The organism is Nesterenkonia salmonea, assembly GCF_005771525.1.
GTDB lineage: Bacteria > Actinomycetota > Actinomycetes > Actinomycetales > Micrococcaceae > Nesterenkonia > Nesterenkonia salmonea.
This window is the reverse complement of sequence record NZ_VAVZ01000010.1, coordinates 22,123-43,495: the sequence shown is the minus strand read 5'-3', so window position 1 is coordinate 43,495 and position 21,373 is coordinate 22,123. Positions and strand designations below refer to the sequence as shown.

The 21,373-nt window shown below is 61.2% G+C and carries 19 protein-coding genes, 7 tRNA genes and 1 riboswitch; of the genes, 5 read left to right on the top strand and 21 right to left on the bottom strand.

Going from position 1 to position 21,373, the window contains the following annotated elements; translation table 11 throughout:
• Nucleotides 1-10 precede the first annotated feature (10 nt).
• Nucleotides 11-135, bottom strand: a riboswitch (FMN riboswitch).
• Between the two features lie 71 nt (nucleotides 136-206).
• The 7 genes from FEF26_RS05205 to FEF26_RS05175 form a co-directional block, all read right to left on the bottom strand.
• Nucleotides 207-280 (bottom strand) — tRNA-Gly (locus tag FEF26_RS05205).
• A gap of 21 nt (nucleotides 281-301) precedes the next feature.
• A tRNA-Val gene (locus tag FEF26_RS05200) sits at nucleotides 302-373 on the bottom strand.
• A 27-nt stretch (nucleotides 374-400) separates the two neighbouring features.
• A tRNA-Cys gene (locus tag FEF26_RS05195) sits at nucleotides 401-471 on the bottom strand.
• 27 nt (nucleotides 472-498) lie between these two features.
• A tRNA-Gly gene (locus FEF26_RS05190) sits at nucleotides 499-572 on the bottom strand.
• Between the two features lie 21 nt (nucleotides 573-593).
• Nucleotides 594-665 (bottom strand) — tRNA-Val (locus FEF26_RS05185).
• Between the two features lie 27 nt (nucleotides 666-692).
• A tRNA-Cys gene (locus tag FEF26_RS05180) sits at nucleotides 693-763 on the bottom strand.
• A 27-nt stretch (nucleotides 764-790) separates the two neighbouring features.
• Nucleotides 791-864: transfer RNA gene (locus FEF26_RS05175), tRNA-Gly, on the bottom strand.
• A 119-nt stretch (nucleotides 865-983) separates the two neighbouring features.
• On the opposite strand from FEF26_RS05175, the gene FEF26_RS05170 reads away from it, so the two are divergent.
• From FEF26_RS05170 to rpe, 5 genes are read left to right on the top strand one after another with little or no spacing between them, the layout of a single operon-like run.
• Entirely contained in the window at nucleotides 984-1,856 is an 873-nt protein-coding gene (locus FEF26_RS05170) for a cytochrome (RefSeq protein WP_138252482.1), read from the top strand.
• 41 nt (nucleotides 1,857-1,897) lie between these two features.
• On the top strand, nucleotides 1,898-2,437 hold the full coding sequence (def, locus tag FEF26_RS05165) for a peptide deformylase (protein ID WP_138252481.1): 540 nt from the start codon (nucleotides 1,898-1,900) through the stop codon (nucleotides 2,435-2,437).
• Nucleotides 2,434-3,384: a methionyl-tRNA formyltransferase gene (gene fmt / locus FEF26_RS05160; protein ID WP_138252480.1), complete on the top strand. Its 951-nt coding sequence runs from the start codon at nucleotides 2,434-2,436 to the stop codon at nucleotides 3,382-3,384. The genes def and fmt overlap by 4 nt, the downstream gene beginning before the upstream one ends.
• Nucleotides 3,381-4,892 (top strand): RsmB/NOP family class I SAM-dependent RNA methyltransferase, encoded by a 1,512-nt coding sequence (locus tag FEF26_RS05155; RefSeq protein ID WP_243730425.1) that lies wholly within the window; start codon nucleotides 3,381-3,383, stop codon nucleotides 4,890-4,892. The genes fmt and FEF26_RS05155 overlap by 4 nt, the downstream gene beginning before the upstream one ends.
• The gene (rpe, locus tag FEF26_RS05150; protein WP_138252478.1) at nucleotides 4,889-5,539 is read left to right on the top strand and encodes a ribulose-phosphate 3-epimerase; all 651 of its coding nucleotides are present in this window, start codon (nucleotides 4,889-4,891) and stop codon (nucleotides 5,537-5,539) included. Before FEF26_RS05155 ends, rpe begins: the two co-directional genes overlap by 4 nt.
• A 90-nt stretch (nucleotides 5,540-5,629) precedes the next feature.
• Here the strand turns inward: rpe and nrdR are convergent, their stop codons facing one another.
• From nrdR to FEF26_RS05080, 14 genes are all read right to left on the bottom strand, one after another.
• On the bottom strand, nucleotides 5,630-6,130 hold the full coding sequence (gene nrdR / locus FEF26_RS05145) for a transcriptional regulator NrdR (protein ID WP_138252477.1): 501 nt from the start codon (nucleotides 6,128-6,130) through the stop codon (nucleotides 5,630-5,632).
• 86 nt (nucleotides 6,131-6,216) lie between these two features.
• Nucleotides 6,217-9,756, bottom strand: a complete 3,540-nt coding sequence (gene dnaE / locus FEF26_RS05140; protein ID WP_138252476.1) for a DNA polymerase III subunit alpha — start codon at nucleotides 9,754-9,756, stop codon at nucleotides 6,217-6,219.
• A gap of 8 nt (nucleotides 9,757-9,764) precedes the next feature.
• On the bottom strand, nucleotides 9,765-10,706 hold the full coding sequence (locus tag FEF26_RS05135) for an RluA family pseudouridine synthase (RefSeq protein WP_138252475.1): 942 nt from the start codon (nucleotides 10,704-10,706) through the stop codon (nucleotides 9,765-9,767).
• A complete protein-coding gene (lspA, locus tag FEF26_RS05130) occupies nucleotides 10,706-11,329 on the bottom strand; it encodes a signal peptidase II (RefSeq protein WP_243730424.1) in 624 nt (207 codons plus the stop codon). Before lspA ends, FEF26_RS05135 begins: the two co-directional genes overlap by 1 nt.
• Nucleotides 11,330-11,422: 93 nt before the next feature.
• Nucleotides 11,423-12,385, bottom strand: coding sequence for a DivIVA domain-containing protein (locus tag FEF26_RS05125; RefSeq protein ID WP_243730423.1), 963 nt, complete (start codon nucleotides 12,383-12,385; stop codon nucleotides 11,423-11,425).
• Nucleotides 12,386-12,480: 95 nt separating this feature from the next.
• Nucleotides 12,481-12,768 (bottom strand): YggT family protein, encoded by a 288-nt coding sequence (locus FEF26_RS05120; RefSeq protein WP_138252474.1) that lies wholly within the window; start codon nucleotides 12,766-12,768, stop codon nucleotides 12,481-12,483.
• Nucleotides 12,769-12,821: 53 nt separating this feature from the next.
• On the bottom strand, nucleotides 12,822-13,448 hold the full coding sequence (locus tag FEF26_RS05115) for a cell division protein SepF (RefSeq protein WP_138252473.1): 627 nt from the start codon (nucleotides 13,446-13,448) through the stop codon (nucleotides 12,822-12,824).
• 49 nt (nucleotides 13,449-13,497) lie between these two features.
• Nucleotides 13,498-14,304, bottom strand: a complete 807-nt coding sequence (locus FEF26_RS05110; RefSeq protein ID WP_166432922.1) for a YggS family pyridoxal phosphate-dependent enzyme — start codon at nucleotides 14,302-14,304, stop codon at nucleotides 13,498-13,500.
• Nucleotides 14,305-14,347: 43 nt separating this feature from the next.
• Nucleotides 14,348-15,196, bottom strand: a complete 849-nt coding sequence (locus tag FEF26_RS05105) for a purine nucleoside phosphorylase YfiH/LACC1 family protein (RefSeq protein ID WP_138252471.1) — start codon at nucleotides 15,194-15,196, stop codon at nucleotides 14,348-14,350.
• Entirely contained in the window at nucleotides 15,093-16,283 is a 1,191-nt protein-coding gene (gene ftsZ / locus FEF26_RS05100; RefSeq protein ID WP_138252470.1) for a cell division protein FtsZ, read from the bottom strand. Before ftsZ ends, FEF26_RS05105 begins: the two co-directional genes overlap by 104 nt.
• Before the next feature lie 323 nt (nucleotides 16,284-16,606).
• Nucleotides 16,607-17,368 (bottom strand): cell division protein FtsQ/DivIB, encoded by a 762-nt coding sequence (locus FEF26_RS05095; RefSeq protein WP_138252469.1) that lies wholly within the window; start codon nucleotides 17,366-17,368, stop codon nucleotides 16,607-16,609.
• Nucleotides 17,365-18,777: a UDP-N-acetylmuramate--L-alanine ligase gene (murC, locus tag FEF26_RS05090; RefSeq protein WP_138252468.1), complete on the bottom strand. Its 1,413-nt coding sequence runs from the start codon at nucleotides 18,775-18,777 to the stop codon at nucleotides 17,365-17,367. Before murC ends, FEF26_RS05095 begins: the two co-directional genes overlap by 4 nt.
• Nucleotides 18,774-19,868: a UDP-N-acetylglucosamine--N-acetylmuramyl-(pentapeptide) pyrophosphoryl-undecaprenol N-acetylglucosamine transferase gene (locus FEF26_RS05085; protein ID WP_138252467.1), complete on the bottom strand. Its 1,095-nt coding sequence runs from the start codon at nucleotides 19,866-19,868 to the stop codon at nucleotides 18,774-18,776. Before FEF26_RS05085 ends, murC begins: the two co-directional genes overlap by 4 nt.
• An 18-nt stretch (nucleotides 19,869-19,886) precedes the next feature.
• Nucleotides 19,887-21,362 (bottom strand): FtsW/RodA/SpoVE family cell cycle protein, encoded by a 1,476-nt coding sequence (locus FEF26_RS05080; RefSeq protein WP_138252466.1) that lies wholly within the window; start codon nucleotides 21,360-21,362, stop codon nucleotides 19,887-19,889.
• Between the last annotated feature and the right edge of the window lie 11 nt (nucleotides 21,363-21,373).

Below are 21,373 nucleotides of genomic sequence, written 5' to 3'. Positions count from 1 at the left end.
CAGTCTCCTTCTGTGCTACTCCCATCCAGACTCTAACTGTCGGTACCGGAATTTCATCGGTTCAACCGGCGCAGTGGGCGCCGGGTCGCGGACTATCACCGCCGGTTCGGACTTTCACCGATCCCGTAAGCACGTGGCATCTATGGTGCCACAAAAACAATGACGCCCGGTATCCGAAGAAACCGAGCGTCATGTGTGTCGTTCTGAGCGGATGACGAGATTCGAACTCGCGACCCTCACCATGGCAAGGTGATGCTCTAGCCAGCTGAGCTACATCCGCGTTGCTGACCAAAGCCAGCTGTGCGTGATACTGGGATCGAACCAGTGACCTCTTCCGTGTCAGGGAAGCGCGCTACCGCTGCGCCAATCACGCGTACTGCCCGGCCGTAGGACCGGTGCGAGGTGGGGACGGGAATCGAACCCGCGTTAACGGCTTTGCAGGCCGCTGCCTCACCACTCGGCCACCCCACCGGGGTTGCTTGGGTTATTTCCCTCGCGAGCGGATGACGAGATTCGAACTCGCGACCCTCACCATGGCAAGGTGATGCTCTAGCCAGCTGAGCTACATCCGCGTTGCTGACCAAAGCCAGCTGTGCGTGATACTGGGATCGAACCAGTGACCTCTTCCGTGTCAGGGAAGCGCGCTACCGCTGCGCCAATCACGCGTACTGCCCGGCCGTAGGACCGGTGCGAGGTGGGGACGGGAATCGAACCCGCGTTAACGGCTTTGCAGGCCGCTGCCTCACCACTCGGCCACCCCACCGGGGTTGCTTGGGTTATTTCCCTCGCGAGCGGATGACGAGATTCGAACTCGCGACCCTCACCATGGCAAGGTGATGCTCTAGCCAGCTGAGCTACATCCGCTTGTCTTACTGCCGAAACCGGCAGGTCAACGACATGAAACTCTAACCCACTCCGAGGCAGACCGTCCAATCGCCTCGTCGTCACCACGGTTTCGGGGCCTCATGGCAGACTGAACAGCTATGACGGATCCCAGGCTCGCCCACGCTACAGACTTCGGTCGAATGTACTCTCGCTCCCTGTCCGAGCCACCTATGGTCCCTTCGATCACCACAGTCATCGCCCAGGAGTCGCAGGACATGACAGGTTGGTCTGGTCATATGGCGGCGACCGAACTCATCAATGATGCACGTCTCACCAGCTCGGTAGGTTCCCCCGGCGACCTTCGGAAACTGGCCCGCCACGCTTCTTCTGCTGCAGAGAGATTCCGCGATGCTGCGGCAGCTCGTGGAGATCGGGTCCATCACTACGCTGAGCAGGTGGCTCTGCACACCCTGGGGGAAGCCGCTGATCCCGACGCCGCGCGAACAGTTCTGTCCGAGTACGGGGAGTCCCGCTTTGCTGACCGTTTCGACGAGTGGTGGGAGCTCTACCAGGTCAAGCCACTCGCCGCGGAGGTCACGGTGTGGAATCACACCGTCGGTTACGCCGGCACACTGGATCTGTTGGCTGAGATTGGCGGCAGGACGTGCATTCTTGACTTCAAGACGAAAGGCCTCGGTCGTGACGGCCGGGCGAAACCGGTTCGTGACTCCGTGGTGATGCAGCTCGTGGCGGGAATGCGAGCTGAAGAGGTCCTGGTTGACGCGGCCTCTGGCACGTGGGAGCCATGGCCGCACCGGGGTGACGAAGGTGAGCTGCCCCTGCTGATCGCTGTGGCAGTCTCTGAGGCCGAGGTGGTCCCGGTTCAGGCCCAGGCCTCGGGGCTCCGAGCGCATTGGAAGAAGTTCTGGGCGCTGCGGCAAGTCTGGGAGCATTCCCGAACCGTGACCGAGCAAGGGCATGCGCTGCGGACTATCGGTCCGCCGCCTGCAGCGGCTGCCCCGACTGTTTGAGCCGCCGGGTGCTGGCTTCCGGTGATGAAAGAATGGTGAACATGTCTGTCCTCGAAATTCGGCAGATCGGTGATCCGGTCCTGCGCAGCCCTGCTTCTGCTGTTCCGCTCAATGACGGAACCCCGGACCAACGCATCAGCCAGCTCATCCATAACATGGACCATACGATGGAACACGTCAACGGCATCGGCCTCGCCGCACCACAGGTGGGAGTGAGCCTGCGGATCTTCACATGGCATGTGGAGGACTCCCGAGGTGCAGTGATCAACCCTGAAATCACGTGGTCCGGAAGCCCCTCGTTCGTCCCCCGTCCTGAGGAAGAGGATGCGGACGCTGTCCTCCGGGAGGGATGCCTTTCCGTTCCTGGCGGAATCTACGCCCCGGTAGAACGCTTCCCCCATGCCGTGCTCACCGGCGTGGGCCCCGATGGTGAGAGCCTGCGGATCGAAGCCACCGGCCTGCTGGCAGCCTGTTTGCAACATGAACTGGATCATCTGGATGGGAAGCTCTTTCTGGACCGATTGACCGGAGAGCATAAGAAACATGCCTACCGAGCGTTACGGAATGGAGTGATGGCATGAGCGGAATAGTCTTTGCTGGCACCCCGAAGATCGCAGCCCATGTCCTGATGGGACTCATCACCTCTGACGTCTCTGTGGCGGGCGTGCTGACGCGGCCCGATGCCGCGGTGGGTCGGCGCAAAGTGCTCACCCCCTCCCCTGTGGCTGAGGTCGCCCGGGACGCCGGGCTGCCTCTGCTGAAGGCATCGAAGCTCGATCATGACGTCACAGAGGCGATCCGCAGACTCCGGCCTGATCTCGGAGTGGTCGTCGCCTACGGAGCGCTGCTGCCTGAACCAGCCCTGCAGGTCCCCACTCAGGGCTGGGTGAACCTTCACTATTCAGAATTGCCCAAGTACCGCGGAGCCTCACCGGTTCAGCATGCCATTCTCAATGGCGAACGCACGACGGCGGCCACGATCTTCCAGCTGGAGAAGGGGATGGACACAGGCCCCGTCCACGCCGCACGGACTTATGAGATTCCGGAGTTGGCCTCCGCCGGAAGGGTGCTGGAGGACCTCACCACCTTGGGAAGCCGCATGCTGTTGGATCTACTACCTAGTTTGGTGGAAGGCTCAGTGTCTCCTGTTCCCCAGGTGGGCGAGCCGTCATTCGCGCCGAAACTCACCCGCGAGGACGCTTTCATTGACCCGAGGTCGGCAGCGCCTCAGGTCGCTGACCGGATCAACGCGACGATTCCTGAACCCGGTGCATGGACCCTCAATGGTGAATCCCGAGTGAAGCTGGGAGTGGCCCGCGCTTTTCACGGCAGTCCTGGCGGAGACCCGGGGCAGGTCTCCCTGCTGGCCTCCGATCGGCATTCGGGTGAACGGGTAGTCGTCATGACAACAGGCGACGGGGCTGGAGTGGTGCTTACCGAGGTGCAGCCGGCTGGGAAGCAGATGATGCCGGCTGCTGACTGGCTCCGCGGCCAGCACGAGGACGTACTACTGGGAGGTCAACGGTGAGCGATGGTTCACAACGCCGGAATGAGAAGGGTCGCCAGCGGCACCGCGGCGGACACCGCCAGTTCAGCCAATCAGCTCCCTCTCGACGCACCCGGCGGTCCGACCCAGCTCGGCTGACGGCGTTCCGGGTGCTGCGAGCAGTGGCTCTCGATGACGCGTACGCCAACCTCGTGCTGCCTACGGAGATCCGTCATGCCAAGCTGGATAAACGCGACGCCGCGTTCGCCACGGAACTCACCTACGGCACTCTTCGTGCCCAGGGAACGTATGACACGATTCTTCGCCAGAACGTTGACCGAGAGCTGGAGCAGCTGGATCCCCCAGTGCTCAACGCCCTGCGCCTAGGCACTCATCAGCTGCTCGCCATGCGCGTTGACGACCACGCAGCAGTTAATGAAACAGTAGCGTTGGTTCGCGACCAGGTCGGGGCAGGACCTTCTGGGTTGGTGAACGCCGTCCTGCGAAAAGTAGGGGCGAAGCCCCTGCAGGAATGGTTGGACGACCTCACCGCTGACCTCGGTGACCTGGAGGCCCTCGCCCTGCGTCATGCCCATCCACGCTGGATCGTACGCGCGATGCGACAGTCGCTGAAGCTCCATGGGTATGAGGATCAGCTGGTAGAGCTGCTGGAAGCTGATAACGCAGCCCCAGAAGTTCACCTGGTGGGCATTCCCGCTGGCGCGGAGCCCAGCGGCCCCGAAGCCCTGCAGCTGGCCATAGAGTCCGGTGCGGTGGGCTCCGAACTCATTGATGGGGCAGCGGTGTTCCGGGGAGGTGACATCGGCCGGCTCAGCGGAGTCCGGGAGAATGTGCTCCGGGTCCAGGACATCGGCTCTCAATGGATCGCCCGGGCCCTGGCTGAACCCGCCGTAGCTCCCGGGGAAAAGTGGCTCGACCTCTGCGCAGGGCCAGGCGGCAAGGCCGCCCTGCTGGCTAGCCTCGCCGCGGACTACGAGGTTCACTTGACTGCCAACGAGCCTGCGCCGCATCGCGCTGAACTGGTCAGAAAGGCTCTGCAGCCGATCAACTCAGACTTTTGGGAGGTCCGCACTGGGGATGGACAGAGCATCGGAGAATTGGGTCAGACATTCGACCGGATCATTGTGGATGCTCCCTGTACAGGATTAGGTGCGCTGCGGCGTCGTCCTGAATCTCGCTGGAGAAGGCAGCCCGGGGATCTGGCTCAGCTGACAATCCTGCAGGCGGAGCTGATCGATTCCGCTGCGGCAGTCCTTGCAGACGATGGCCTACTGGCCTATGTGACCTGTTCACCGCACCCTGCTGAAACTCTGGTTCAGGTCGAGGACACGCTGAAGAGGCATCCGGAGCTTGAGCTGTTGGATGCTCATGTCCTCATGGAAGATCTGGCGCTGCCTGCAGGAGCAGACTTGATCCAGAAACGTCCCGCGGCCACTGGTGAAACGGCTGCCAAATGCGTGCAGCTGTGGCCTCACACCCACGGAACTGATGCCATGTTTTTTGCCCTGTTGAGAAAAGAGGCCCCATGACCGCTATCCACCCGAGCATTCTCAGCGCCGACTTCGCGAACCTTGCTTCCGAGCTTGCGCGCATTCCCTCGGCGGATGCCGTCCACGTGGATGTGATGGACAATCATTTTGTTCCCAACCTGACGCTCGGGCTGCCTGTGGTCCAAGCCATCCGCGCCGCGACTGCTCTGCCGCTGGACGTGCATCTGATGATCGATGATGCTGACCGCTGGGCGCCTGCTTACGCGGAGCTTGGGTCGGAGTCAGTGACATTCCACGTGGAGGCGGCTGTCCGGCCGGTTCAGGTTGCCCGGGATCTGAAGTCGCACGGGGCCAAAGCCGCCATGGCTATGAAACCCGGGACCGCCCTTGAACCCCACCTGGGACTTCTCAGCGAGCTGGACATGCTGCTGATCATGACGGTGGAACCTGGTTTCGGCGGGCAGTCTTTTATGGATGAGATGCTGCCGAAGATCGCTGCGGCACGTCGAGCATCCGATGATCTCGGAGGCCGAATTGCCGTCCAGGTAGACGGCGGCGTCAACAGCGAGACCATCTTGCGTGCTGCAGAAGCCGGTGCTGACACCTTTGTGGCGGGATCGGCGGTTTACTCCGCGGATGATCCGGAGGCGGCTATCGCTGGTCTGCGCCACTTGGCAGGGAGCTAGGGCCGTGCCTTGAGGGAGTGCCGGAGATAAGAAAACCGGCGGTGGTCTCAACCTTCCCCTGAAGAGACCACCACCGGTATGTCTGAGAGTCTACCTGAATCCGAATCGCGGCTGAACAACTTTCGCTGCGACGCCCTCCGGTTCCAGCTCTTCCCTCCGAAGCTCTTCGACAGCTGCCTCAAAGTCGTCGAGATTCTCGAAACCCCTGTAGACGGAGGCGAATCTCATATAGGCGACGACGTCGAGCCTTTTGAGTGGACCAAGAATAGCCAGACCGACGTCATTGGCGTCGATTTCTGCGTTTCCGGAGGCGCGGACCGTTTCCTCGACTTCCTGGGCCAGGACTGCCAGATCATCAGGAGTCACGGGCCTGCCCTGGCAGGCTTTTCGCACACCATTGATCACTTTGGACCGGTCGAAGGGCTCTGCCGCCCCGGACCTCTTGATCACACTGAGACTTGTGGTTTCCACTGTGGTGAAACGCTTAGAACATTGCGGACACTGCCGACGACGGCGGATTCCGGATCCGTCTTCCAGCGTCCTTGAGTCCACCACACGAGATGAGTCGTGACGGCAATAAGGGCAGAACATTTGTGGGCCTCCTCTCCCACATCACAGTCTATCCACTACATATTGTGTCCAACAACTCGTTCAACTCAACATCTAGTGGTGAGCGCTCAACTCTCAAGGCACGAGGGACCCAGAAGGACCTTGAGGTCTCCGTACAGCGACGGTGAGGGAGAGACTTGATAGGCCACCCCCAGCTTCATGACTTCGACCTTCTCGCCTGTCAGCAGCCTGATGTGGACGTCCGAGGTGCCCCGGTGCGCCTGGAGTGTGGATCCCAGTTCGGTGATGATGCGTTCGGTTGCCTTCTGCACCGGCATCGACACCACGACGGGCCCCGACACACCATCTTCGGTGACCTCCGGAACAGTAACGTCCATCGCCTTGAGCACCACTCCCCCGTCTTCGCGGCGGTCCACTTGTCCCTTGACCGCGACGATGAGATCCTCAGCGAGCACCATCGACACTGCCTGGTAGGTCTTACCGAAGAACATCACTTCGACAGATCCGGTCAGGTCCTCGATTTCGGCGCGCGCGTAGGGGTTGCCGGATTTTGCGATCTTGCGGGCCAGGGAGGTGATCATGCCGCATATGGTCACTGTGGCGCCGTCCGGTGGTCCATCCTCACTGACCACGCTGGGCACCGACCGGTCTGCATGGGAGGCTAGCGTGCGCTCCATGCCTGATAGTGGGTGATCAGAGACATAGAGTCCGAGCATTTCCCGCTCAAAGTTCAGCTTGTCCTTCTTCTCATATTCAGGCAGCTCAGGAACCTTGACGGCTTCGAAACCTCCGCCGGGTTCATCGTCGGCTTCAGCAAAAGCACCGAAAATATCTGTCTCGTACTGCTCCGAGTCTTTCTTCTGCCGGATCGCCTGGTCGACAGCCAACTCATGGATGGTCACCAGGGACCGGCGAGTGTGCCCGAGCTCGTCGAAGCCTCCGGCCTTGATGAGTGAATCCATAGTGCGCTTATTGCAGACCTGTGCTGGGACCTTGGTGAAGAAGTCCACGAAGGACGTGTACTTGCCCTTCTCCTGGCGAGCATCGACGATGCCGGCGACGACGTTTGCTCCAACGTTTCGGACTGCCCCCATGCCGAATCGGATGGTGTCGTCCCCCACTGGGGTGAAGGTCAGTGCTGATTCGTTGATGCTCGGAGCGGTGACCGTAATCCCCATATGACGACATTCGGAGAGGTAGATCGCGAGCTTATCGCGGTTCTCTCCCACACTGGTGAGCAATGCAGCCATGTATTCAGCCGGGTAGTTGGCCTTCAGATACGCCGTCCAATAGGCGATGAGCCCATAGGCGGCAGAGTGGGCCTTGTTGAATGCGTAGTCGGAGAACGGCAGCAGGATGTCCCAGAGAGTTTGGGATGCCTGCTCGGAGTACCCGTTTGCTGCCATTCCTTCGAAGAAACCGACCTTTTGCTTGTCTAGTTCAGACTTCTTCTTCTTACCCATGGCCCGACGCAGAATATCCGCCTGGCCGAGGCTATAGCCTGCGACTTTCTGAGCAATGGCCATCACCTGCTCCTGATAGATGATCAGACCGTAGGTGGTGTTGAGAATCTCCGCCAGCGGCTCTTCGAGCTCCGCGTGGATAGGAGTGACCTTCTGCTGACCATTCTTGCGCAGGGCGTAGTTGGTGTGGGAGTTCGCGCCCATCGGACCGGGTCGATACAGGGCGATCGTCGCGGAGATGTCTTCGAAGTTATCGGGGCGCATTTGCCGCAGCAGTGAACGCAGCCCAGAGCCGTCGAGTTGGAACACACCCAGAGTATCGCCGCGCGAGAGCAGTTGGTAGGACGGACGATCGTTGAGATCCAGAGTTTCCAGATCGATCTCGACGCCTTTGTTCAGCTGAATGTTCTCCAGTGCATCGGAGATGATGGTGAGGTTGCGCAACCCCAGGAAGTCCATCTTGATGAGGCCGAGCGACTCACAGATCGGGTAGTCGAACTGCGTGATGATCGCCCCATCCTGCTCACGGCGCATCAGGGGGATAATGTCGATCAGTGGGTCGGAGGACATGATGACACCTGCGGCGTGCACACCGGGCTGACGCTTCAGGCCTTCCAGTCCGACGGCGACCTCGAAGATCTCTTTCAGCCGAGGGTCAGAGTCGACCATTTCACGGAATTCGCCGGCTTCGGCGTACCGTTTGGAGTCTTTGTCGTGGATGTCCGCCAGTGGGATGGGTTTTCCCTGCTGATCCGGCGGCATAGCTTTGGTGAGCGTCTCACCAGTTTGGAAAGGTTCGCCCATGACTCGGGCGGCGTCTTTGAGGGCCTGTTTGGATTTGATCGAGCCGTAGGTCACGATCATGGCCACGCGCTCATCGCCGTATTTCTTGACCACGTAGTCAATAACTTCACTGCGGCGACGATCATCGAAATCCACATCGAAGTCGGGCATGGACACGCGGTCAGGGTTCAGGAACCGTTCAAAGATCAGCCCGTGCTGCAAGGGGTCGAGGTCAGTGATGCGCATGGCATAGGCGACCATTGAGCCTGGCCCGGACCCACGACCGGGACCGACTCGGATGCCGTTCTCCTTAGCCCAGTTGATGAAGTCTGCCACGACCAAGAAGTAACCGGGGAAGCCCATCTGGGTAATCACGCCGATTTCGTACCGGGCCTGCTCCCGGGTTTCCTCTGAGATGCCGTCCGGGAAGCGGTAGTGCAGCCCTTTCTCTACCTCTTTGATGAACCAGGACTCTTCTGTCTCGCCTTCTGGGACAGGGAACCTGGGCATATAGGAGGCGTTCTCATCGAACGTGACCTCACAACGCTCTGCGATCTCGAGCGTGTTGTCGCAGGCCTCAGGCACCTCACGGAACAGGTGGCGCATCTCGGCTGGAGACTTGAGATAGAACTCTTCAGCATCGAACTTGAACCTGTTGGGGTCATCCAGAGTCGCACCGGTCTGTAAGCACAGCAGAGCGCCGTGCGCCTTATGGTCGTGCTGATGCGTGTAGTGGAGGTCATTGGTGGCCACCAGGGGGAGGTTCAGATCTTTGGACAGTTGCAGAAGGTCCTGGCGAACTCGGCGCTCGATCGGCAGGCCGTGGTCCATCAGTTCGCAGTAGAAGTTACCTTTGCCGAAAATCTCTTCAAATTCGCCGGCTGCCCGCTTAGCCTCTTCATACTGGCCCAGGTGCAGTCTGGTCTGAATCTCACCGGAGGGGCACCCTGTCGTAGCGATGATTCCTCTGCCGAAGTCCGAGAGGAGTTCCCGGTCTGCGCGCGGCTTATAGAAGGTGCCCTCCACGGAGGCTCGCGAGCCGAGCCGGAAGAGGTTGTGCATACCCTCGGTGTTCTGCGCCCACATCGTCATATGGGTGTAGGCACCGCCGCCGGAGACGTCCTTCTCACCCACTGACCCTTCGCCCCAGCGCACTCTTTTCCGTTCCGAACGATGAGTGCCAGGGGTCAAATAGGCTTCGAGCCCAATGATGGGTTTCACGTCGTAGTTCTGCGCGGTCTTCCAGAACTCGTAGGCGCCGAAAAGGAACCCATGGTCGGTCATGGCAACCGCCGGCATCCCCAGTTCCTCTGTTCGTGCGAACATGTCATCGATCTTGGCGGCACCGTCAAGCATCGAGTACTCGGTGTGGTTGTGCAGGTGGACGAAGTTCTCAACCATAAGCTCTCCTAGCCCTCCAAGATGCGCAGTGCCTCAGTAAGATCCTGCGGATAGTCGCTGCGGATAGTCAGCCTTTCACCGCCGACCGGGTGATCTATGCCCAGTTCAAAGGCGTGCAGCCACTGCCGAGTGAGCCCCAGATCAGCGGCCAGATGTGGATCAGCACCATAGGTCAGATCACCAGCACAGGGATGCCCGAGCGCTGCAAAGTGCACACGGATTTGGTGTGTCCGCCCAGTTTCTAGGCGGATGTTCATCAGGCTGACACGTCCATAGGCCTCGATGAGCTCGTAGTGGGTGCGAGCCTCACGTCCGCCCTCCATAACCGCGAACCTCCAGTCATGTCCGGGGTGGCGGCCGATGGGGGCGTCGATAGTTCCCTCATGTGGATCTGGAAGTCCCTGAACGAGTGCGTGGTAAGTCTTTGCCGGGGTCCGGTCACGGAAGGCGTCTTTGAGCACGCTGTAGGCCCGCTCAGTCTTCGCCACCACCATCACTCCGGAGGTTCCAACGTCTAGTCGGTGCACGATCCCGCGGCGTTCCTGAGCCCCTGAGGTGGAGATGTTGACGCCCTGTGCCAATAGCCCTCCGATGACCGTGGCACCCCGCCACCCCGGAGAGGGGTGCGCGGCCACACCTACCGGCTTGTTGACTGCCACAAGGTCGTCGTCCTCATACAGCAGCGTCATATCTTGCACGGATTCCGCCTTAATATCGGTCAGGTCGACTGGATCTGGCTCATGGACCGCAATCTGGGCGCCTTCGTGGAGCCTTTCCGACTTCTTCACCGGCACACCTGCCTCCCGACCCTGAGTCCGGTACTGGGCCCAGGTGACTCTGCCGTCGGCAATCCACCCAGCTGCCTCGGTCCGGGAAACCCCACTGACGCCCGCCACGACGGCGTCAGCCCGTTTCCCAGCCAGCTCTGCTGGAACGGAGTATTCAGTCATCAGTTTGCCTCTGTGTCTTCGGGTGCGGATGTGTTCTTAACGTCTCGAGTGCCGTCCAGGTTCAGACCGAATAACATCATGGCGCACAGCCCAATAATGGAAAAGACGATGAAGCTGTCCGCGACATTGAATACCGCAAAATGCGGCACCGCGATCATATCCACCACGTGACCCTGGCCGAACTGTTCGAAGGTTCCATCCACGAGGGAAGGCGCCCGGAAGAGCCTGTCCGTCAAGTTCCCGGCGACTCCACCGATCAGTCCGCCCAGCCCGAGTGTCCACAACCATGACCCCCCCAGTCGGAACAGATAGAACAGACCGACGCTCAACACGATGGCCTGAATAATCGTGAAGACCCACGTGTGATCGGTCCCCATGGAGAATGCGGCACCTGGGTTGAGGTGATAGCGCCAGTACAGCACCGGTGGGATCGCGTCCAGCTGTTGGCCGATCTCCATAGTTCTTTCCACCCATAGTTTGGTGGCCTGGTCCAGCAGCCACGCACTGAGTGCGATGAGACAAGCAACACCGATGGCGACGCCGCGGCGAGGCCCTTTGGTCCGGGGCTGGGGCGTAGTCGCGTTTTCCGGGTCAGGCTGGGAAGGAGATTCGGCTGATGGCACCTGTCGAGTCTACAAGCACGTCTATGCCCTCAGCACGCAAGAAAGGGACCCCCAACATGGGAGTCCCCTTCTTCTATGATCGAGAGCGCGGATTTAGCCTGACGTCTCTTTTTCGATAGTTCCTTGGGAATTCAGCTCTGCCAGCTGATTCTCAATGTAGTCCTTCAACCGGGCGCGGTAGTCACGTTCGAAGCCGGTGAGTTCGCTCACTCGAGCCTCCAGGTCGCCCTTCTTCCGCTCCAGTGCGTTGAGGGTGCGAGTGGAAGTCAGTTCGGCCTCTTCGATCATGGACTCAGCGCGAGTCTCAGCGTCGGTGAGCAGCTCGGAGCGTTTGGCTTCACCTTCGGCGATGTACTCAGCGCGAGTCTGCTCACCGTCTGCGATCAGTTCGGCACGCTTGGATGTGCCCTCATTGATGAGTTCTTCCTTGGTTGTTTCACCTTCATGGATGAGCTCAGCGCGCTTTGACTGACCTTCGGCGATCGATGCTGCACGGTTCTCTTCGCCCTCAGCGACGTACTGATCGTGAAGCTTCTGCGCCATGGCAAGCACACCGGCTGCCTCGGCCGCTGGGCCTCCGGCGGATGTGTCCGGTTGCGCTTCTGGGCGTTCCTGTGCTGGTCGGGTGCCGAGCGCGTACTCCGGGTATGCGGTGACGTTGGGGTCGCCCTGCGGGGTCACAGACTGTGTGTGGTCCTGGTCGGACTCCGGCGTGTCGGGCACCGCTGCGGCGTCATCGTCAACGGATTCGAATGTTCCGGTGACCTCTGCGGAGGTACCGGCGTAGCCGGAGAGACCTGCGTCTTTGAGCTCATCGGGCTCGACGTAGTCGCTACCGTCGAGCTGCTCTTGCAACGTGGCGTTCTCTGCCCGCAGCTCCTCGTTCTCCTGAATCAGACGGCGCCATTCGACGACCACCTCATCGAGAAAGTCGTCGACCTCGTCCTTGTCGTACCCAGGGCGGAATTTGGTCTCCGGAAACTCCTTGTTCAGGAGGTCATCTGGCATCAGAGCCATGGAAAGCGTCACCTCATTGTCAGTGGCAGGTTGTGGCATAAAAGCGTCTCATCCCACACAATACCCAGCCAACTTTGGCCGCTTCGACCCGAACCTTCAAGTCAGGCTTCACTGGGAACGTCTGGGTTCACAGATCAGGCGAAACCGGCAATCAGAGATTTGGCGATCACAACGGCCAAGAACACGATGATGAACGCCATATCCAGCGAGACACCACCGAGGTTCAGGGGTGGAATCTTGCGGTTCAACCAGCGCAATGGCGGGTCAGTCACAGCGTAGATACCGACCGCCAGCATGAGCACCAGGCCCTTTGGTCGCCAGTTCCGCGCGTATGACTCCGTGATGTTGAAGATAATCCGAATGATCAGGGCAAACTGATAGACGGTAAGGACGAGATAGAGGGGTGCAGTGATGAGGTCCACGGGTGCTCAGGCTACCTCAGCGAACCCGTTTGAGCCATCTTCACAATCTTGTGTCAGGACTGGTTGAAGAACTTGGCGTTCGTTTCAGGCTCAGCTGCGGCCTTCTCCTCGGCGACAACTTCTACGTTGCGAGGAGTCAGGAGGAACACTTTGTTGGTGACCCGTTCGATGGACCCGCCGAGACCGAAAACGAGGCCCGCCGCGAAGTCCACAAGGCGCTTGGCTTCGCCCTCACCCATCTCCGTGACGTTCATAATGACGGGGATGTCCTCGCGGAAGGACTCACCGATGATTTTGGCGTCATTGTAGGAGCGGGGGTGAACAGTGGTGATCTTTCGCATTTCTGAGCTTTCGTCCCGAGAGGAGGGTGCACGCTTGATGGGGGTTACTGGGGCCCGGTAGTCCGGGGCCACCGCAAGGTTGGTGCTGTTGTACGAGCCTGCCGGGTCAGCGTCGTCGCTGCTGTCAGGAGTCGTTGCTGCGGCGCGATCCGCCAGTGACACCACCGCACCTGTAGGCTGAGCGGCCGCAGGTGCTGGGCGTGTTGTGGTGGCAGTACCACCGGATGATGCGGCGTGGCGGGACGAGGGTCGTTCCTCGCTGCCGAAGCTGTCTTCGTTGTAGTCGTCACCATCGGCTAAACCGAGGTAGATCATTGTTTTCTTGAATGCACCGGCCATGGTTCAAGCTCCTGGGGAAGGTTATGGTTGTGTCGCGATCCCGACATTACTAGTGGTGGGGCCGCTCACCGAGGACATCGCGTCCGATGCGTAGGCGTGTCGCTCCGCAGCTGACCGCCGCTTCAAGGTCCTGACTCATCCCGGCAGAGATCTGCGTAGCCACTGGATGCTCAGTCACCAGTAGTTGAGCGAGTTCTCCCAGCCTGGCGAACGCAGGTTCCGGCGCTTCCTCCAATGGAGCTACTGCCATGAGGCCCCCGAGATGCAGGTGCTCGCAGGAGGCGATGATCTCGGCGAGGCTCAGCATGTCTGTGGGGGAGGCGCCCCCGCGGTGGTCCTCAGGAAGAGGGCTGCGCAGGTCCACTTGGATGAGAACTTCCAGCGGTTGGCTGCGGACTCCCTCCCCGGAGGCACGTTCGGCCGCGTTGTCCAGAGCTTTGACCAGTTTGGGACGGTCTGCAGAGTGGACAGAATGAGCGTAGCGAACAACGGACTTCGCCTTGTTCGTTTGCAGCTGCCCAATGAAGTGCCACCGCAACGCTGTGTCGTGAGGATCTTCAGGGGATGACCTGCGGTCTCTATCCTGAAGCAGCTCTGCCACAGAGGCCGCTTTGGCCGCGGCTTCTTGGTCTTTGTTCTCTCCGATATCCCGGACACCAAGTTCGAACAGGCGCTGAACATCTTCAGGTGGGAAGTATTTGCTCACCACAATAAGTTCAGGGCGGTCGGTCCGTCCGGAGGCGGCCACTGCCTTGTCGATTCTTTCGTGGACTGCGGCGAGGTTCAGCGCCAACTGGCGGGTGCGAGGATCATCGGCGTTGTCAGCCGCGGAGCGAAAAGCAGTTGTGAAGTCCACGGTGTCCAGCCTACTTGGCCTCTGTTCACTAGTCCCAACGCGGCTAGCTGTCTGCCCAGATGAGTCCGGCGATGCGCCCCTCCGGGGCTCCGCTCTGTTGGCTGGCCCGATGTGAGAAAAGCGTCGGGTCCTCAATCGTGCAGCCGTCGATATCAACCACCGTGACATCTAGGGACTCCAAGATGGCGCGGGCTTCGGAGCGCAGGTCCAACGCAGGTGTGCCCCAGCGGGTTGTGGAGGCCAGTGCAGGTCTGCCGTCGGTGAGTTCATCGAACATCTCCTGGGGCACCTCGTAGCATGCGCCGCAGGCTCCAGGGCCAATCCAGGCGGTAACGGAGTCGCCACCATGACGCAGAAGCTCGGCGACAGTGTTCTGGAGGACCCCGCCGATAAGACCAGGCCGTCCTGCATGCGCGGCTGCTGTCAGCTGGCTGCCTCCACCATTGCGGGCGATGAACAGCACAGGCAGGCAGTCGGCCACCATGATCGCCAGCGGATGGGACCCGTCGGTGGAGATCCAGGCGTCACCGGTCGGGATCGAATCAGCTGTGGAGGCATCTATGACGTTCGCCGAATGGACCTGGTTGAGGTACCGGAACGAGCCCTGGGGCAGACTCAGCTGACTTTCGAGTGTGCCACGGTTGACCGCGGCATCACTGCTGTCGCCCACATGATGTGCCAAGTTTCCAACTTCAACTGAGGTGAACCCCAGACTCACTCGCCCGCTGCGGTCCTGCCACCAGAGTGTTGACACCAAGTCAGCTCGCGTTCCCGGCGCCGGAGGCGTTCTACTTGAGGAAATCGGGAACGTCGAGGTCGTCGTCGTTCTTACCGGTGTAGTCAGACTCAACGATCTCGGGGAGCTTTTCTTCCGATCGCTCCTGGGCCGCATCTGGGGAGGTACGACTCTGAGGCGCGGTGTCCTGAGAGCCCGCAGAGGCGGCGTAGGCACCTGCAGTGGCTCCAGCGACCGGGGCAACAGGCCGCTGTGGCTGAGCTGGAGCAGCGGGGGCGGCGGGCTTTGATGTCACATCTGCCTGGTCGAACCCGGCGGCGATGACCGTGACCCGTGCCTCATCTCCCAAAGCGTCGTCGATCACAGCACCGAAGATGATGTTCGCCTCGGGGTGCGCGACTTCCTGGACCAGCCGTGCAGCCTCGTTGATCTCGAAGAGACCGAGGTCCGAGCCGCCTTGGATAGAGAGCAGCACACCGTGGGCACCGTCAATGCTGGCTTCCAGCAGGGGTGAAGCGATCGCAAGTTCAGCAGCCTTCACCGCGCGGTCCTCACCGTTGGCGGAACCGATGCCCATCAGAGCTGAGCCAGCCCCCTGCATGACTGACTTCACGTCTGCGAAGTCGAGGTTGATCAGACCGGGGGTGGTGATCAGGTCAGTGATGCCTTGGACACCGGAAAGCAGGACTTGGTCTGCGGAGCGGAAAGCGTCCAGGACGGAGACGTTTTTGTCCGAGATGGAGAGCAGGCGATCGTTGGGGATGACGATGAGGGTGTCGACTTCATCGCGCAGCCCTTCAATACCAGCCTCAGCGCTGCTCGCGCGCCGGCGTCCTTCGAAGGTGAACGGCCTGGTGACGACTCCGATGGTCAGCGCTCCCAGGCTGCGGGCGATCCGTGCCACCACGGGGGCGCCGCCCGTTCCGGTGCCGCCTCCCTCACCTGCGGTGACGAAAACCATATCGGCACCTCGGAGAACTTCTTCGATCTCCTCGGTGTGGTCCTCTGCAGCCTGTCGGCCCACCTCAGGGTTGGCGCCGGCCCCGAGTCCGCGGGTCAGCTCGCGACCCACATCGAGTTTGACGTCGGCGTCAGACATCAGTAGCGCCTGGGCGTCTGTATTGATGGCGATGAACTCCACGCCGCGCAAACCGACTTCGATCATGCGGTTGACGGCGTTGACGCCGCCGCCGCCTATGCCGACGACCTTAATCACGGCGAGGTAATTGCTCGGTGTAGCCACGTGTGTTTGTCCCTTAGCTGTTGAAAAGTCACAGATGCACGAAGACCCCCGCCGGTGAGCGAAGCCGAGAACGACTCCTCACTGTCTTCCCCGTCTCCAGTGCGTTCGGTACCTACCGAGGCAGTTCGCGGGTGCCTCGGGAAGCCTGTGCACCGGAGACGTCGACTCGACGTGCCTCTCACCGGCCGGGAGTCTTCGTAACAGGGCTCATTCTTCTGCTCCGCAGGTACCGTCAGCAAGGTTCAAGTTGAGCTTGAACCTTAGCTGATCAGGGGGTGCGGCGATCTTCAGTTGTGTCCCCAGCCTACCCGCGAGGTCAGCTCTCACCGCGTAACCGGAGTTGACGGCGTGGATATGTCGATGATGTCAGCCTCCTGGAAGGCTTCCTCAGAGGAGCCGAGGATGGACTGCAGGACCACGGCCTTCTCTTCTCCGCGGTCATCGGACCCCCAGACGACGGTTCGCCCATCCGCTAGTTCCAGTTGGACGGAATCGATCGAATCGGCTGTTGCTGAGTCAAGTTGGGATCGCGCATCGGGTGGCAGTTCTCCGAGCACGGAGACGATGGTGCCGAAGACGGCCTCATCTTCCAGGGCGGCCTCAGAGGATATCTCCGGAGTCGCATAGTCCTCGGCCTCCAACTGTTCCGCGCCTGCGAACGTACGGATGACTTCTCCGAGATCGGAGTACAGCAGGACATCCCCGTCTTGGTGGACCTCTGCCACAGGGGGGTGCTCAACAATCTCGACATGCAAGGTGCCGGGTAGCTCGATCCGACTCGAGACCTCTGCCACAACGTTCTCCGCATCGAGCCGCTCGTGGACCTCGCCGGTGCCGACCTGTGCCACCGGCTGGCCATAAAGGTCAGAGAGCAGTTCATCTGCCTGCTGGTCGGTGAGCAGCTCATTGCCCTGGACTTCGATAGTGCGTAAGGGAAAAAGCGGTGAGAAGTAGATCGTGGCGACCACCGCCAGTAGGCCGAGGAAGGCTGCTGCCAGGCTCATGAGATAACGACGACGCCGTCGCCTAGCTCCGACCGCCTCGGGTTCAGGGAACTCGAGAGCGGCCTCAGGGTCCAGCGTCACCTTGTGGGCTCCTGCAGTACTTTCACTATCTCGGTAGCCAGGTAGGTGACGTCTCCAGCTCCGATGGTGAGAACGATATCTCCGGGTTCAGCCGCGTTGGCAACTGCGGCGGCAGCCTCAGACCGGCTGAGCACCGGGTGGCCGAGCAGTTCTGCGGTGACTCCCACAATGGGCTTCTCACGCGCAGGGTAGATGTCCAGCACGATGGCAGTATCTGCGGCGTTGAGGGCGGCGCCGAAGTCTGCGGCAAAGTCCCGTGTGCGACTGAACAGGTGGGGTTGAAAGACAGCGTGCACTTTTCCCGTTGTCGCACTGCGGGCCCCGCTCAGTACAGCGGCAACTTCTGTGGGGTGGTGGGCGTAGTCGTCGTAGACCGCCACACCATTGACCTCGCCGCGAAGTTCGAACCTTCTGGAGCTTCCGCTGAACCGTCCCAGTGCGGCCGTGCACCGCTCAAGGTCAAGGCCTGCCGCGATCCCTACCGCCACCGCTGCGGTGGCGTTGAGGGCGTTGTGCAGCCCTGGAACCTGCAACACCATACTGGCGCTGCGCGGCTGCGGCCGGTCCGTATCTGCGCCAAGCGTCAGGACGCTTTCCTGCCGAAACCCAGATGGGGTGACAGCACTGAGTGTGAGGTCGGCATCCTGGGACGTGCCATAGGTCAGGATCCGCACCCCGCGTTCTGTGAGGGGCTGTTGGACCCGGTGGAGTAGGTCGCGGGCTCCGGGATCGTCCAGGCAGAGCACGAGCGCTCCAGATTCCTGGATGCGTTCGGTGAAGTCAATGAAGACTTGTTCTACCGCCTCGGCGGTTCCGTAGTGGTCTAGGTGGTCGGGTTCGACATTGGTCACCACGGAGATCGCCGTTGAGTAGTTCAGCAGAGACCCGTCCGACTCATCGGCCTCAGCGACGAACCACTCCCCTGCTCCTAATCTGGCGTTCGTTCCAAACCCGGCCACATTGGCACCTATCGCGAAGCTGGGATCGCACCCGGCGCCGTGGAGCATGATGGCCGTCATAGAGCTTGTGGTGGTCTTGCCATGGGTTCCTGCGACCGCGATCGCCTGCTTGTCCTCCATACAGGCAGCCAGGCCCTCTGAACGGTGCAGCAGGCGCACGCCAGCTGCTGCCGCGGCGTCGTACTCGGGGTTACCGGCGGTGGCCACGGAGGAGGCGACGACGGTGCTGATGGTCGAACCCGTCTCAGTTTCCAAGGAGCTGAGGTTTTCCGCGCTGTATCCGACCCTGACGGGAACACCGGCTGCCCTGAACTCATCGAGCACGGGCAGTTCCTTGGCGTCGGTTCCGGAGATGGGCACCCCGGCTGCAAGCATCAGCCGCGCGACTGCGGAAACCCCGACGCCGGCTAGGCCGAGGAAGTGGACGCGGCCAAGAGAGTCAAGGCTCATTTGGCAGCCGCCTCCAGAGCCGCACGAGCCATACGCTCATCGGCGTCAGTGATACCGCGGGCGGCGGACTGCTTCTGCATGGTGCCCAGAAGTCGGGGATCTTCCAGAAGGGGCAAAAGGTTGCGTCCGATCCAGGATCGGGTGAAATGTTCGTCCTTGACTAGGAGTGCACCTCCTGCATCGACCAGGCCTCGAGCGTTCAGCTCCTGCTCACCGTTGCCTATGGGAAGTGGCACGAATGCCGCCGGCAGGCCTACGGCAGCGACTTCGCATACTGTGGCCGCCCCGGCACGAGCCACGATCAGGTCTGCAGCAGCATAGGCGAGGTGCATCCCGTCGAGGTACTCCCGCTGGTGGTATCCGTCCGCCTCGAGGAGCGCGCCGGTGTCATCTCTGACTTCCTTGTCCTGTCCGGTCAGGTGGAGGACCTGCGCGCCGGTGCTGAGCAGGTCCTCCAGTGCGGAGGCGACTGCCGCATTGAGGTTCTGCGCACCGGAGGACCCACCGGTGACCACCAAGGTGGTCCGATCAGTCTGCAGGCCCAGCTCCTGGCGGGCTTGAACGCGCATGTGCTCACGATCCAATTGCGAGACCTGCCGTGGCATCGGCATGCCCACATGGGTGGCCCCCTTGAGCGGGGTCTCCTGAAAGGCCGTTCCCACAAAGGCAGCTTGTCGGGCGCCAATCCTATTGGCTAGGCCGGGCCGTGCGTTCGCCTCGTGGACAACTACGGGAATACCGAGCTTCTTCGCGGCACGGTAGACGGGAGGGCATACGTATCCACCCACACCCACAACGACGTCGGCTCCCCGCCTGCGCAGGATGTTCTGGGCTTCTCGGCTCGCCTGGGCGAAACGGGAGGGAAAGCTCAGGGTGTCGCGGTTCGGCCTCCGTGGGAAGGGGACCTTCTCAATGAGGTCGAGTTCGTAGCCGGCGGCGGGCACCAGGCGCGTTTCAAGTCCCGTGGCAGTGCCGATCATCGACTGGCTCACCGATGTGTCGAGCCGTTCGATGGCGGAGGCGATGGCGAGCATCGGGCTGATGTGCCCGGCAGTTCCTCCGCCGGCGAGGACGACGCTGGCAGCTGTCATGTGTTTCCTTTGCGGAGTTCAGGAGGGGGCGGACGTGGCTGGCGGTGTCAGTGTAGACCGCTTGCGCCGTTTTCTGTTGCGCCGTTTAGGTGTTCGCGCCTCAATCCGTTGCCTACGGGCAAAGTTGAGAATCACGCCGACGGCGATCAGGGCAACAGTCAGGGCGGACCCGCCGTAGGAGATGAACGGCAGGGGCACACCCACCACAGGGATCAGCCCGGTGACCATCGCGATGTTGATGAAGGCCTGACCGACGATCCACGCGATGATACCGATGCAGACCAGTTTCACGAACCGCGCGTGGTAGGTGTCTCCCGTGATGCCGTTGGCGACTCGGAAGATGCCGACGACCAGGACGGCGAAGAGTCCCAGAACTGTCACCGTTCCAAGGAGACCCAGTTCCTCGCCAATGATGGTGAAGATGAAGTCATTGTGCACTTCGGGAATGTAGTCCCATTTCTGCCGGGACTGCCCCAGACCTACGCCCCAGAAGCCTCCAGACGCGAGAGCGAAGAGGCCCTGCTCCGTCTGGTAGCAGGGCTCGGTGGGATGGTCACAGTTCATTCCCAACCAGGCGTAGACGCGCATCATGCGATAGGGAGTGATCCACATCAGCAGCGCAACTGCGCCAGAGGCGAAGAGTCCGGCAAGAGCAAACCAGCGCATACCGATTCCGGCGGTGAAGAGCAGCGCCGCGGCGATGAGAATGATCACCAGGCTGGTCCCGAGGTCGCCACCTGCGAGTACGAGCACCAGAACGGACAGGGCACCGGGGGCCACGAACGGCATCATCCAGTGCGTGAACTGATTGACCAGTTTCCCTTTGCGCGCCAGCACGGCTGCCCCCCAGAGCACAAGCGCCAGCTTGGCGACCTCTGAGGGCTGCCCCTGAACTGGTCCGATGCGCAGCCAGTTCGTCGAGCCGCCTCCGGTGTAGCCCCAGGGCGAGAACGCCACCAGTGCCAGCAGGACACTGGCGATGATCATGGCTGCCCAGCCGATCCATCCCATCCATCGGGTGGGAATGACCGTCATGAACAGCATGCCGATGACGCCGATACCGGCCCATACTGCCTGCCGAGTAGCGGTGGTGAAGGGCTGTCCGCCTCCATCGACTGAGGTGGAAGAGAGCACCATGGTCAGTCCGAACGCCGCAAGTGCGATCGTGGCACCCAATACCAACCAGTAGTTGGTGTAAGGATTGCCCCCTTCGAAGATGCCCCAGAATTTGGTGATGCGTTCAGCTCGGCGCTCGGCCTGCTGGGCTCTCCATGCCCGCCCCAGTGACCCATCACCGGGTTCTTCCGCAGCGTCTGGGCCCGCGGCGTCGTCGTCGATATCGTCCACCAGACGCAGATAGCCCTGGGGCACGTCACCGGTGTGCTGCTCGTCGGGCTCCTCCGGCGAGGCAGCGCTGGGCGGCGTGAGAACTGCCGAGTCGCCGTGAATATCTGGCCTTTTGGAGGAGGGTAGGCGCGGGGGCCTCTTGTCCATGGTGCTCCTCC